The 13,037-nt window shown below is 46.1% G+C and carries 13 protein-coding genes; 9 read left to right on the top strand and 4 right to left on the bottom strand.

All coding sequences use genetic code 11. The features are described 5' to 3' along the window. The first annotated feature begins 83 nt into the window (after positions 1–83). The 6 genes from AAX10_RS05590 to AAX10_RS05565 all read left to right on the top strand — a co-directional run bounded on the left by AAX10_RS05590 (position 84) and on the right by AAX10_RS05565 (position 8,358). Positions 84–1,313 (top strand): ATP phosphoribosyltransferase regulatory subunit, encoded by a 1,230-nt coding sequence (locus AAX10_RS05590; protein WP_046700088.1) that lies wholly within the window; start codon positions 84–86, stop codon positions 1,311–1,313. Between the two features lie 49 nt (positions 1,314–1,362). Next, positions 1,363–2,652: an adenylosuccinate synthase gene (locus AAX10_RS05585; protein WP_046700087.1), complete on the top strand. Its 1,290-nt coding sequence runs from the start codon at positions 1,363–1,365 to the stop codon at positions 2,650–2,652. Positions 2,653–2,883: 231 nt separating this feature from the next. After that, complete coding sequence (locus AAX10_RS05580) at positions 2,884–4,551, top strand: ABC transporter substrate-binding protein (RefSeq protein ID WP_046700086.1); 1,668 nt, start codon at positions 2,884–2,886, stop codon at positions 4,549–4,551. Positions 4,552–4,922: 371 nt separating this feature from the next. Further along, entirely contained in the window at positions 4,923–5,843 is a 921-nt protein-coding gene (gene oppB / locus AAX10_RS05575; protein ID WP_036366815.1) for an oligopeptide ABC transporter permease OppB, read from the top strand. 13 nt (positions 5,844–5,856) lie between these two features. Then, positions 5,857–6,750, top strand: coding sequence for an oligopeptide ABC transporter permease OppC (gene oppC, locus AAX10_RS05570; RefSeq protein ID WP_046698269.1), 894 nt, complete (start codon positions 5,857–5,859; stop codon positions 6,748–6,750). Between the two features lie 9 nt (positions 6,751–6,759). Next, positions 6,760–8,358 carry an ABC transporter ATP-binding protein gene (locus tag AAX10_RS05565; RefSeq protein ID WP_046700085.1) on the top strand — a complete coding sequence of 533 codons (1,599 nt, stop codon included), beginning with the start codon at positions 6,760–6,762 and terminating at the stop codon, positions 8,356–8,358. A gap of 100 nt (positions 8,359–8,458) precedes the next feature. Here AAX10_RS05565 and AAX10_RS05560 read toward each other — a convergent pair whose 3' ends face one another. Beyond that, a complete protein-coding gene (locus AAX10_RS05560) occupies positions 8,459–9,340 on the bottom strand; it encodes an ATP-binding protein (protein ID WP_046700084.1) in 882 nt (293 codons plus the stop codon). Between the two features lie 43 nt (positions 9,341–9,383). Beyond that, positions 9,384–10,274 carry a KPN_02809 family neutral zinc metallopeptidase gene (gene ypfJ, locus AAX10_RS05555; protein WP_046698267.1) on the bottom strand — a complete coding sequence of 297 codons (891 nt, stop codon included), beginning with the start codon at positions 10,272–10,274 and terminating at the stop codon, positions 9,384–9,386. A 171-nt stretch (positions 10,275–10,445) separates the two neighbouring features. Between ypfJ and AAX10_RS05550 the strand changes: the two genes are divergently transcribed. Next, entirely contained in the window at positions 10,446–11,132 is a 687-nt protein-coding gene (locus AAX10_RS05550; protein ID WP_046700083.1) for an alpha/beta hydrolase, read from the top strand. Between the two features lie 43 nt (positions 11,133–11,175). Here AAX10_RS05550 and AAX10_RS05545 read toward each other — a convergent pair whose 3' ends face one another. Together AAX10_RS05545 and infA are read right to left on the bottom strand one after the other, a co-directional pair. Beyond that, a complete protein-coding gene (locus tag AAX10_RS05545) occupies positions 11,176–11,844 on the bottom strand; it encodes an esterase/lipase family protein (RefSeq protein WP_046700082.1) in 669 nt (222 codons plus the stop codon). A gap of 36 nt (positions 11,845–11,880) precedes the next feature. Continuing rightward, positions 11,881–12,102 carry a translation initiation factor IF-1 gene (gene infA / locus AAX10_RS05540; protein ID WP_029102801.1) on the bottom strand — a complete coding sequence of 74 codons (222 nt, stop codon included), beginning with the start codon at positions 12,100–12,102 and terminating at the stop codon, positions 11,881–11,883. Positions 12,103–12,226: 124 nt separating this feature from the next. Between infA and AAX10_RS05535 the strand changes: the two genes are divergently transcribed. Both AAX10_RS05535 and AAX10_RS10310 read left to right on the top strand, forming a co-directional pair. After that, positions 12,227–12,679 carry a WG repeat-containing protein gene (locus AAX10_RS05535; RefSeq protein ID WP_046700081.1) on the top strand — a complete coding sequence of 151 codons (453 nt, stop codon included), beginning with the start codon at positions 12,227–12,229 and terminating at the stop codon, positions 12,677–12,679. A gap of 201 nt (positions 12,680–12,880) precedes the next feature. Then, the gene (locus AAX10_RS10310) at positions 12,881–13,024 is read left to right on the top strand and encodes an alanine acetyltransferase (protein WP_205625728.1); all 144 of its coding nucleotides are present in this window, start codon (positions 12,881–12,883) and stop codon (positions 13,022–13,024) included. Positions 13,025–13,037 lie beyond the last annotated feature (13 nt).

Below are 13,037 nucleotides of genomic sequence, written 5' to 3'. Positions count from 1 at the left end.
ACCGTTTGTTTTTTCTCTATTTTAATTTGGCAAGTAATGACTTGCTATTTTTATTGTATTTTTTATGCTTTTAGGGGTGATTTGTGCCTGCTTGCACCGCTTCCACCAGTCTTCAAACCCATGCTCAAAATTGGCTACTGCCCGATGGTGTGGCAGATGTTCTATTTAAAGATGCTCAAAAACAAGAAAGTCTGCGCGATGCGTTACTGTTCGTATTGACGGCGCATGGCTATCGCCTTGTGTTGCCTCCTTTGATTGAATACACCGAGACGCTGCTTGGTGGGGCGGATGAAGACCTAAAACGCCAGACCTTTAAGATTGTTGATCAGCTGACTGGACGTACTATGGGTGTTCGTGCGGACATCACACCGCAGATCACGCGCATTGATGCTCAGCATGGCACAGGCGTGGCGCGTTACTGCTATATCGGACAAGTACTAAAGACATTGCCGAACGGATTGTTCGGGTTGCGTACACCGCTACAGTTGGGTGCTGAGATTTTTGGGGTGGGCGATGTTGGTGCGGAGCTGTCTTTGTTGGAGCTTATCACTGCCTTGACAGATGAGATTGGTATGAGTCGCCGTGATCTTCATGTGGATGTGGGTCATGTGGCGATCTTTGAGAGCTTAACGCGGCTGCACGGCTTGGATGAGGCAGCTTGTGATCAGTTGATGGCGCTGTATAACAAAAAAGACTTGCCAGCGCTTCAAGCGTTCTGTGCTGACATGCCAGATGGCGCTGATTTTTTGGTACTTGCTAAGCATAATCTGGCTCAAGATGCGACACCAGACGCCAATAATCTATTGGTAAAACTCTCCAAAAAAGCTCAGAACGATCCGATCATCATCGATGCAGCTAGGGATCTGGCGGCACTAGGTGCGCACATAAGAGCGCTTGGCATGACGGTGAGTCTTGACGTGACTGAGCTGTCTGGTTATCACTATCATACCGGTATTGTATTTAATGTATATCTGAATCAATCATCTACCACGCAGACGCAGCCTTTGGTTCGTGGCGGACGTTTTTGTGCGACGGTAGGACGACAGGCGAGTGGCTTTAGTATGGATATTAACCGCTTGCTTGAATTCGTTGAACTCCAAGAAGACACCATCATTGTGGTGGACTATGAAGATCTAACGAATAGCACCGAGACCCAAAAAGAAGATCTAACCATACAAATCAAAACCTTGCAAGATGAAGGGTGTGTTGTTATCAAGCCACTATCCGTTGATGACAGACCTGCCCAGATTGATGGCGTGTTGCATCTTGATGATGCTGATGGTTGGGCTGTTCGATTGGTCAGTGATGACTGATTTTGATTTGTCGCTAATTTGAAAATTAATTGTTAAATGAGGAATTATCATGGGTAAGAATGTCGTTGTCTTAGGCAGCCAATGGGGTGATGAAGGCAAAGGTAAGATCGTCGATCTACTGACTGAAAAAGCAACCGCAGTAGCGCGTTACCAAGGTGGTCATAATGCAGGTCACACATTGGTCGTGGGCGGTGAGAAGACGGTATTGCATCTTATTCCATCTGGCATCTTGCGCGAGGGCGTGACTTGCTTCATCGGTAATGGCGTGGTATTGGCACCGGATGCATTACTAAAAGAAATGAACGGTCTAATCGATAAAGGTGTACCTGTACGCGAGCGTCTGCGCATCTCTGCTGCTTGTCCGCTGATCATGCCTTATCACACTGCACTTGATCAGGCGCGTGAAATCAAACGCGGCAATGCTAAGATCGGTACCACAGGTCGTGGTATTGGTCCTGCCTATGAGGATAAAGTGGCTCGCCGTGCGCTGAAAGTAGCCGACCTATTCCGTAGCGACCTACCACAAAAGTTAGAAGCGATTTTGGAATATCATAATTTTGCGCTGACTCAATACTACAAGGTTGATGCTATCGATTATGATGCGACGCTTGAGCTATGTCAGCTATGGGCAAAAGAGCTAAGAGATTTGGTTGTCGATGTGACTGAAGAGCTAGAGACTCGCCGTCAAGCGGGTGAGAACCTAATGTTTGAAGGTGCTCAAGGCACGCTACTTGACATCGATCACGGCACCTACCCGTTCGTAACCAGCTCGAACACGACCGCAGGTGGCGTGGCGACAGGCACAGGCTTGGGTCCATTGTACTTTGATTATGTACTGGGCATCACTAAGGCGTATACCACGCGCGTGGGTTCAGGTCCTTTCCCAACTGAGCTGTTCTGTGAAGTGGGTGAACATCTGGCTAAAGTGGGTCATGAATTTGGTGCAACCACGGGTCGTGCCCGTCGCTGTGGCTGGTTCGATGCTGTTAGCCTGCGTCGTGCGGTGGTGCTAAACTCAATGTCTGGCATCTGCTTGACCAAGCTTGATGTACTGGATGGTCTTGATGAGATTAAGATTGCGACCGAATACAAAGTACCCGCAGGCGAGTGCGCAGGTGCATACGATGCAGAATTCTATGAAAAAGTAGAACCAACTTATGAGACATTGGCGGGTTGGAGCGAGTCAACCATTGGCATCACTAAGTTTGAAGATCTGCCAGAGAATGCCAAAATCTACATCAAGCGCATCGAAGAATTGGTGGGCTGCCCTGTAGACATCATCTCAACCGGCCCTGACCGTGATGAGACCATCGTACTTAGAGATCCGTACGACGCGTAATCATTAATAAAAAAACACACCTTATTTAAGGTGTGTTTTTTTATTGGTATGAATAAAATACGTATGGCAATCAAACCACAACTAAATAAATGTAAAATCTCAACTTATTTTCATAAAAGTGTAACAAAACTCTTGACTTTTATCAGGTTCTACGGTTATATATTGTCTAGTCATTTAGGCGATCTGCCAAGTTAATGGCTGTTAATTATTTCCCATCATAAGGACATTTCTATGAATACCAAATTTATGCCATCAGCGCTACTGCTTGCTTTGGGTGCTGCATTAGTAGGATGTGGCGGTGATGACAAGACTGCGACCACCACCGAAGCGAATAAACAGGATGCTGCCGCACCGGCTGCAGGCGACCTAGCAGAGAAGCAGGAAATTGTTATCAACAATTCCGCAGAACCTGAATCTCTAGATCCGCACAAGGTAAGCGGCGTTCCAGAGTCGAATATTATACGTCAGATGTTGGTTGGTCTAATCACCACCGATACAGAAGGTAACACCGTGCCAGGGATGGCGACAGAATGGTCATCTGAGGACAATAAAGTATGGGTATTCAAACTTCGTGATGCTAAATGGTCAAATGGCGATCCTGTGACTGCGCACGATTTTGTTTATAGTTTCCGCCGTGTGGTGGATCCTGCCACAGCGTCTCCATACGCAACCTATCTGGCTGGTCTAAAAGTCATTAACGCCCAAGACATCGTCGATGGTAAAGTAAAACCTGACACACTAGGCGTAAAGGCGATCGATGATAAGACGCTAGAAATCACCTTGGCTGAGCCTGTGCCTTATTTCCCAAACGCGCTGTTCCACACTTCAGTAAAACCTGTAAACCAAAAAGTCATCGAAGCGCTGGGCGATCAATGGACACGCGTGGGTAACTTTGTGGGTAATGGTCCATACACCCTAAAAGAGTGGCAGGTGAATGAGCGCATCGTGCTTGAGCGTAACCCGAACTACTATGATGATGCCAATACCACCATCAACAAAGTTACCCTATTGGTGATCGGTTCTAATACGACTGACGTACAGCGCTATAAGGCGGGTGAAGTTGATATCACGGCTGAGGCATTGCCACCAACACAATTCAAGCAGCTACAAAGCGAGCTGGGCGATGAAGTAAAAGTTTCACCAAAATTATGTACCTACTATTATGAATTTAACCAAACCAAAGCACCGTTCGACGACGTGCGTGTCCGCCGTGCACTGTCGTTGGTGCTAGATCGTGACACCATCGTGGATAAGATTCTAGGTCAAGGTCAAAAAGTCGCCTACCAATTCACCCCTGAAGCCATCAATGGCATCAAGAATTATACGCCAGAGTGGAAATCATGGGACAAAGACAAGCGTATCGAAGAAGCGAAGAAACTTCTGAACGAAGCAGGCTATAGTGAATCAAATCCTCTAAAATTCGAACTACTGTATAACACCAATGAGCAGCATAAGACGTTGGCGGTGGCAGCAGCATCGTTCTGGAAAGATGCGCTTGGATTCGTGGATGTGACGCTGGCAAACCAAGAATGGAAAACCTACCTAGACACACGCAGAACTCAGAAGTATCAAGTGTCTCGTGGTGGCTGGTGCGCTGACTATAACGAAGCGTCTTCATTCTTAAATACGTTCCTATCGACAGATTCTAACAACTATGGTAAATTCAACAGCCCTGCATTTGATGCTATCATGGCGCAGACATTGGGCGCAGATGTGACACCTGGGCAGCGTGCTGAATTGTACCGTCAAGCTGAAGAAGTGCTGGATAAAGAAGCGGCGGCCATCTTTGTTTATCAATACGTTGCACCGCGTCTGGTTAAGCCTTACGTATCAGGATTTTCGACCAATGACCCGCAAGGTCAGTGGAAAGTAAAAGACCTAAAAATCTTGAAGCATTAATCAAAGTTTACCAATCTTAAACTAAGTGCTTAGGATTGGTACCAAAAACACATACTAAATTAGTATGTGTTTTTTATTTGTGGTACAGATCATAATAAGTGATTGATGATATTTGATTTTATGATGGATTTATTAAGATTTTGAATAAATGCTTTGTTTGATAAATTGATACAGACAAATTTTAACACAAACTAATTCGAATCATGTATAATACCAGAAATTTACAAATTAGTAACACAGCTGTCTTATTTGTTGTGCGTTACTATTAAGGATTTGGTGGATTTCCCTAATCTATCATAAAGGAGTGTATCCAAGGAATTCTTGTCTGGATGACAAGTGTCTAATGCGGATGTGCAAAACACGAGGTTTTTATGTTCAAGTTGATTTTTAAACGTGCGCTTGAAGCGATCCCCACCATGCTATTTTTGATTACGATCTCGTTTTTTATGATGAGATTGGCGCCGGGCAGTCCTTTTACGGGCGAACGTAACCTTCCTCCTGCGGTTTTGGCGAACATCGAAGCCAAATACAATCTTAATGACCCCATGTGGCTACAGTATTTCAATTATCTAAAGCAGCTGGCTCAAGGTGATTTTGGTCCATCTTTTAAATACAAGGATCACACCATCAATTCGCTGCTTGCTGACTCTTTGCCGGTATCTGTTGAGATTGGTCTATATGCGTTCATTATTGCGCTGTTGGTTGGTGTGACGCTTGGGGTGATTGCTGCCTTGAAGCAGAACAGCTTTTTTGATTATTCGCTCATGACGGTGGCGATGACTGGTGTTGTGATGCCAAGCTTTGTGAAGGCGCCACTACTGGTGTTAATCTTTGCGGTGACCTTAAAATGGCTGCCTGCAGGTGGTTGGAATGATGGCGCATTAAAATACCTCATCCTACCTGTTGGCACACTCGCGCTCTCGTATGCGTCCAGCATCGCTCGTGTGACGCGTGGCTCGATGATTGAGGTGATGAACAGCTCATTCATTCGTACCGCGCGTGCCAAAGGATTGCCGACATCGCACATCGTGTTCAAGCATGCACTTCGTCCTGCGATGTTGCCAGTGATCTCATTCCTTGGTCCTGCATTTGTAGGTATCATCACAGGCTCGATCGTGATTGAGACGATTTTTGGCTTGCCGGGGATTGGTCGGTTGTTTGTGGAGGGTGCATTGAACCGTGATTATAGTTTGGTGCTGAGTTTGACGATTTTGGTGGGTGTACTGACGATTGTGTTCAACGCGATCGTGGATATCTTGTACACCCTGATTGACCCAAAAATCAAGTACTAATAAGGATTGTTTTATGTCTGTAACTACAAACACAATACAAACTGCACCAACTGACATCAAAGGTCGCAGCCTATGGCAGGACGCATGGCGACGCTTTCGCCGTAATAAGGCGGCGATTGCTAGCATTATTATCTTAGTGTTGATTACTATTTTTGTGACCATTGCGCCGATGCTGATGCCATTTGGCTATGCTGATACGGACTGGGCGAACATGCAGTCAGCACCATCGATGGCGACAGGGCATTACTTTGGCACGGATACATTGGGTCGCGACTTGCTTGTGCGTGTTGCGATAGGTGGTCGTATTTCGTTGATGGTGGGCATCGCGGGTGCCTTTGTTGCTGTGCTGATCGGTACGGTGTATGGCGCTATCTCTGGCTATGCAGGCGGCAAGGTCGACATGCTCATGATGCGTTTTTTGGAAGTATTAAGTGCATTCCCATTCATGTTTTTTGTCATTCTTTTGGTGACATTATTTGGTCGTAATATCTTTTTGATTTTTGTGGCGATTGGATTGGTGTCATGGCTTGATGTGGCTCGTATGGTGCGCGGTCAAACTCTAAGCCTAAAAAACAAGGAATTCATCGAAGCGGCGCACGTGACAGGTGTATCAAACTGGAAAATCATCATGCGTCATATCGTCCCGAACGTGCTTGGCGTGGTTGTGGTCTACGCTTCTTTGATCGTGCCAGGTATGATTTTGTTTGAGTCATTCTTAAGCTTTCTAGGTTTGGGCGTACAAGAGCCGATGACAAGCTGGGGCGCAATGCTTCAAGAAGGTGCGCAAAACATGCAGGTAGCGCCTTGGCAGCTGCTGGTTCCATCGGTGTTCTTGGTGGTTACTTTGTTTTGTTTTAACTTCATCGGCGATGGTCTGCGCGATGCATTGGATCCAAAGGATAAATAGGACATAACGATGACATTATTAGAAGTTAAGAATCTGGATGTTTATTTAAAAACAGACGAAGATCTCGTGCATGCGGTCAAATCATCATCGTTCTCGGTTGAGCGCGGGCGTACGCTTGCCATCGTGGGCGAGTCAGGCTCTGGTAAATCGGTCACATCGATGGCGATCATGCAGCTGCTGCCAAAGAATATCGTAAAATATGGCGATGATTCATCGATTGTCTTTGAAGGTCATGAGATTCTATCATTCTCAGATCAGCAGATGCGTACGATTCGCGGTAAGCGTATTGGCGTGATTTTCCAAGAGCCGATGACATCGCTAAATCCATACATGAAAATCGGGCAGCAAGTCGCTGAAGCGATTAGTATTCATAATCCAAGCATCAGCAAGTCTCAGGCAGTCCAAATGGCACTAGAGACACTACAGCGTGTCAAAATCCCAAATGCAGATAAAAAATTAAACAGCTATCCGCATGAATTCTCGGGCGGTCAGCTGCAGCGCATCATGATTGCGATGGCAATTATTAATAAGCCTGATCTGCTGATTGCAGATGAGCCAACCACAGCGCTGGATGTCACCACGCAGGCAGAGATCTTGGATCTGATGCGTGAGCTGCAGCGAGACATGGGCATGGCAATTATCCTCATCTCTCATGATCTACGCTTGGTTAAGCGATACAGCGATGACGTGTGCGTCATGCAGCATGGTGTGATCATCGAACGTGGTAATACCGAACAGGTCTTTAATAATCCGCAGCATCCTTATACTGTGGAGTTGCTTACTCCGATTCCTGAAAGCCAGAAACAATCACCAGGCGAGGATGTGCCTAATCTCATCACAGCTGATGATGTTGAGGTTGATTATGTAATTAAGCGTAGTTTCTTTGGTAAGCCAACCCAGGTATTCAACGCGGTGAAAGGTATCTCACTTAACTTAAGAGTAGGCGAGACTCTGGGTATCGTTGGTGAGTCAGGCTCGGGCAAATCAACACTGGGTCGTGCCATCATGCAAATCATCGAGTCGCGTGGTAAAATCAGCTTTGATGGAAAACAGATTAATCGGATGGATGATGCTGAGCGCAAGCTGCTCAAAAAAGACATGCAAATGGTGTTTCAAGACCCATTTAATTCACTATCACCACGTCTGACGGTGGGTGAGATTATCGGTGAGGGTCTGACGGTGCATTATCCGCACATGAGTAAGGATGAGCGTCGCCAGCGTGTCATGCAGATGCTAAAAGAGGTAAATCTCTCACCGAACATGATTAATCGCTATCCGCATGAATTCTCTGGCGGTCAGCGTCAGCGTATCGCGATTGCGCGAGCGATTATTCTTGAACCGAGGTTTGTGCTCTTAGATGAGCCGACCTCTGCGCTTGACCGTTCAACTCAGATTACTGTTGTTGAGCTATTGAACGACTTACAGCGTAAATACGGACTAAGCTACATATTCATCAGCCATGATCTATCGGTGGTGAAGGCATTATCCGACCGAGTCATCGTCATGAGTCATGGCGAGGTGGTTGAGATGGGTACGGCAGAGCAGATATTTAACGCGCCAAAAGAAGACTATACGCGTGTACTGGTACAGGCTTCGAACTTATCGTGATGATGTACTGGCGATATGCGTATGCTTAGCGTGTCGATAATCACACTGTCAGAAATAAAAAATAAAGGTGACAATGATCGCCTTTATTTTTTGTGTTTAACTAAGTGCTTGAATTAAGCTTTAGCTGACCGATCCAATGACGGCTGAACTGATGAGCGATACGCCCAGAACGACCGCCGCGTGTGCTCGCCCATTTTAGCGCTTCTTGGCGTGCTGTATCGTCCATGTTGATGTCTTCTTTACTGAGATAGCCTGCCACGATATCAAGGTATAGCTCTTGATTCATCGGATAAAATGACAGCCACAGACCAAAGCGATCTGATAATGATACCGTCTCATCGATGGTCTCATAAGGATTCACCTCATCTGTCTGACCGTTATAGATGTTTACGTTGTCCTTCATCATTTGTGGCAGTAGGTGGCGGCGGTTGCTGGTGGCATAGACGAGCAGGCGATCTTGCTCGCTATCAAGCGCGCCATCTAGTACGCTCTTTAGGGTGCGATAATTCTCATCTTGGGCGTTGAATGCCAAATCATCACAGTACACGATATAGCGGTTGGTGTTGCCCTGTGATTGTGAAGCTTTAATGGCGGTGCGAATTTTATCAAGATGCAATAGGTCATCACGCGCCACCTCGATGATGCGAAGCCCTTGGGTGTGGTATTGCTTTAGTAGGGCGCGAATGAGTGATGATTTGCCCGCACCTCTTGAGCCCGTCATGAGTACGTGGTTGGCAGGCAGTCCTGATAGGAATTGATGTGTGTTGGCGATGAGTTTTTGTTTTTGGGTGTCGATACCAAGCAGGTCATCAAGATCTTGATGGAATGACACGTCTAGCGGACTTAATTGACCAGATTCGCCGCCCACCCAGCGATAGCCCAGTACATCAGGATCAATGTGTATCGCTCTGGTGGTGCGTTGTCTTAGGAATTGAGTTAGTAGTTCGGTTAATTCGTCGGATAAGGTGAATGTGTTTGTCATGATAGCAGCCATAATAAAATACCCCAAAGTGGGGTATTGTTAATTATAATTCGCGCGTGGCGAAGGTGTCGCATTGTTTGATGTCGCCAGTCTCAAAACCGCGGTAGAACCAGCGCTGACGCTGAGCACTTGTACCATGTGTGAAGCTATCAGGGACGGTATGGCCGTGCGATTTGTGCTGTAGATAGTCATCACCGATCTTCTCAGCGGCATCTAACGCCTCTTCGATGTCGCCTTTTTCTAGGAATTGAGTGCGTTCGTGGTTATGCCTTGCCCACAGACCAGCAAAGCAGTCCGCTTGTAGTTCTTGGCGAACGGATAGATTGTTGGCGGTGGCTTCACTGGCATTAGCTTGGGCGCGGCGCACTTCTGTTGAGATGCCTAGCAGAGTCTGAACATGGTGACCAACTTCATGCGCGATCACATAAGCCTGTGCGAAGTCTGCGGCTTGGTCTTGGCGAGTCAGCTCGCTGCTGTTCTTCTCGCCAGAGATGCCCATCTGTGTGCGCATCGCCTTAAAGAAACTGGTGTCAAGATAGACTTTTTGATCGGCAGGGCAGTAGAAGGGGCCGCTTGCTGATGTCGCTGAACCGCAGGCTGACTGCACCGAGCCGCTGAACATGACAAGCTTAGGCGCCTGATAAGTACCGCCTAGCTGCGCGAAAATTGGCGTCCAGACATCTTCGGTGTCTGCCAATACTGTCGCCACAAACTCTCGAGTCTCGGCTTGATCAGCGGTCTCTTGGGTGCTTTGGTTGTTTTGGGTGATTTGTTCGGTGACGCCAAGGGTAGTCTCAGGACTGATACCAAAAACTTTCCACACGATAAGCGCCAAGATTAAGCTAAAAATACTAACACCGCCCACTTTACGTGCGCCACCGCCGCCACGGCGATCCTCGATGTTGTTACTTTGCCTGCGGCCTTTCCACTGCATGATATACTCTCTATGATTCGATTAAAGTCAAAAAATGCACTTATTATAATGGTTTTTGAGCTTATTTTGGCAAAGAAAATGTAAAAGGTGTGTGATTTTGCAGGTGGCTTATGATTTATCTCGTTGGGTGTTTGTGTTATGATAAGTCAATTTTAATTGAGGGTGATAACAATGAGTGAATTGATTAATAATGATGCATTGCTTGACTGTGTGATCGTAGAGCATAATCCCAAGAATTTGCCGGTCAATCATACCGTGATTTGGTTGCATGGGCTTGGCGCGAGCGGAAATGATTTTGAGCCTATCGTGCCTGAACTTGGGTTGGGAGATTTGGCGGTGCGCTTTGTTTTTCCGCACGCACCTAGAATTCCTGTCACGGTCAATGGCGGCTATGTCATGCCTGCGTGGTATGATATTCTTGAGATGAGCCTAGATAGAAAGGTGGATGTGACACAGATTGAAGCATCGGCGCGCGCCATCGAGAAGCTCATCGAGCGTGAGATAGTATCAGGTGTGCCAAGTCAGAACATCATCATCGCAGGATTCTCACAAGGTGGCGCGGTGGCGTATCATACTGTGCTAACGTCCAAGCATAAGCTCGGTGGACTATTGGCGTTATCGACATATTTTGCCACCAAAGATAGCATTCAGGAGGTCTCGACTAATCTCGATATCAGTGTGAAAATCGACCACGGAGATTATGATGATGTGGTGCCAAAGGTTCTGGGTGTGAATGCCAAGGCGCAATTAGAGGAATTGGGACTAAAGCCAACATTTAACAGCTATCCTATGGCACATCAGGTGTGTCTGCCACAGATTCAATCAATCGGTGCTTGGATAAAGAGCATATTTAGTTAACCCTAACCGCATTAATCAAAACCACCTTCATAAAAGGTGGTTTTTAAACGGATTTTTTTAAGAATTTACCAAATTCTAGAAAATGTATCACTTGGCTCGCGGTCGCTCTGTCTGTGATCAGCCCTGTGTGCGACACAGGTAGAATTAGATGATCCTTAGCAGATGGTAGGTAGGTCTCAGACAAATAGACAGTACCGTCATGCTGTCTGGCATTGGCATCTAGGCGATGTCTTCTGTTGTGATAAGATAAAATTGGCATGCCAAGCCCGATCGGGCGGTTGCCAGCGATGACACCTAGCTCGATGTCATCAGGCAGTGGTGCACAGCTGCCATCGAGTGCCAAGGGGTAGGCTTTTTGAACCAAAGGCGGAAAGAGTCGATTGGCATAATTGGCACAGATGCTTCCTTGATGCGGTGTACCTAGTGTGACGCAGCGGTGAACCTGCCAATCCTCACCAAAATTCGCCAAAAAATGACGCATCACCAAGCCACCTAGACTGTGCCCGACCAGATTCAGTGGTCGATCATTTGGGTGGTTTTGTATTAGCCAGTCGTTTAGTATCTGACTGTGGTCAGAGATGGATTTGGTTAAGCTGTGATAGCTAGGCGCGTGAGTCTGATAGCCTGCTTGAGAGATTTTTTTTGCCAACGGATACATATACAGACCGCTCATGTGCAGCCCGTGAATCAGCAGAGTGAATGGCTTACTCATAGAATAAAACCCAAGAAAAACTTGGGTTTTAGATGATTATTTGCCACGGTAGGTGATGCGACCTTTTGACAAATCATAAGGGGTCATCTCAACCTTGACTTTATCACCTGTTAGGATACGGATGTAATGCTTGCGCATTTTGCCCGAGATGTGTGCGATGATTTCATGTCCGTTGTCAAGGCGGACTTTAAATAGGGTATTTGGTAGCGTGTCAATGACTTCGCCTTCAAATTCAATGATGTCGTCTTTTTTTGCCATAAGTCAAATAAGTTAAAAAATGAAAGCGATATTATAGCCGATATTTTTATCAAAAGCTATGTTTTTTGCTGTTTTTGCGACAGGGTGTATTAATATGACATAAAGTTATCGGCAGGTGGATGGCATGAGATTTTTGGCTTTTTTGATGATGTCTGGTGTGCTGGTGACCTCGACATGGGCTTGTGATAGACCACCCTTGGGGGATTATGACTGGGTGGGCTGTATTGAAGATGGTGTTTCGATATCTTATCAAGGCGTGAAACATGGCTTGGTAGATGTCACAGGTGATGTGCTGATCGCACCAGAGTATCTTAAGATCCGTCGGCTGGGCAAGGATGAGTTTGGTGTGTCAAATGGTGAGAAATGGGGTGTGATAGATCGTCTATATCGTGTTATTTTGCCGATGGAGTATGATCATCTATTGCCGCATGATGATTTTTATTATGAAATCATAAAAGACGGCAAGTATGGAATGATGCATCATGGACAGATGATTATTCAGCCTAAATATGGTTCGCTAAGTGATGTCAATGGGCTGACTGTCGCAATGGAGTGGCACGCTGAGGTATTGAAATAAAGTGCGAAGACACTCCTGATTTAATGTAGGCTTATTTAAAAGTATATGGATAATAATCAAGGTTGTAGATTGACACATTAATTATGATGTAACATAATGATTTTATTGATATTTTCGTAAAACTTTAACTTTACGCCGACCTAATATTTCGTTATGGCAATGACATAAGTTGTTAATTTTTGACCTACAAAGGAGTGACTTATGACTACCATGAAAGCCATGACCTACTACGGTGAGAACGACATTCGTTTTGAAGATCGTCCCGTCCCAACCATCATCTACCCTACCGATGCCATCATTCGCATGATGAAGACCACCATTTGTGGTACGAACTTGGGCATCTAGAAGGGCAAAAACC

Source organism: Moraxella bovoculi, from assembly GCF_000988745.2.
In the GTDB taxonomy this organism is placed as follows: Bacteria; Pseudomonadota; Gammaproteobacteria; order Pseudomonadales; family Moraxellaceae; genus Moraxella; species Moraxella bovoculi.
This window is presented reverse-complemented; position numbering and strand designations above follow the sequence as displayed.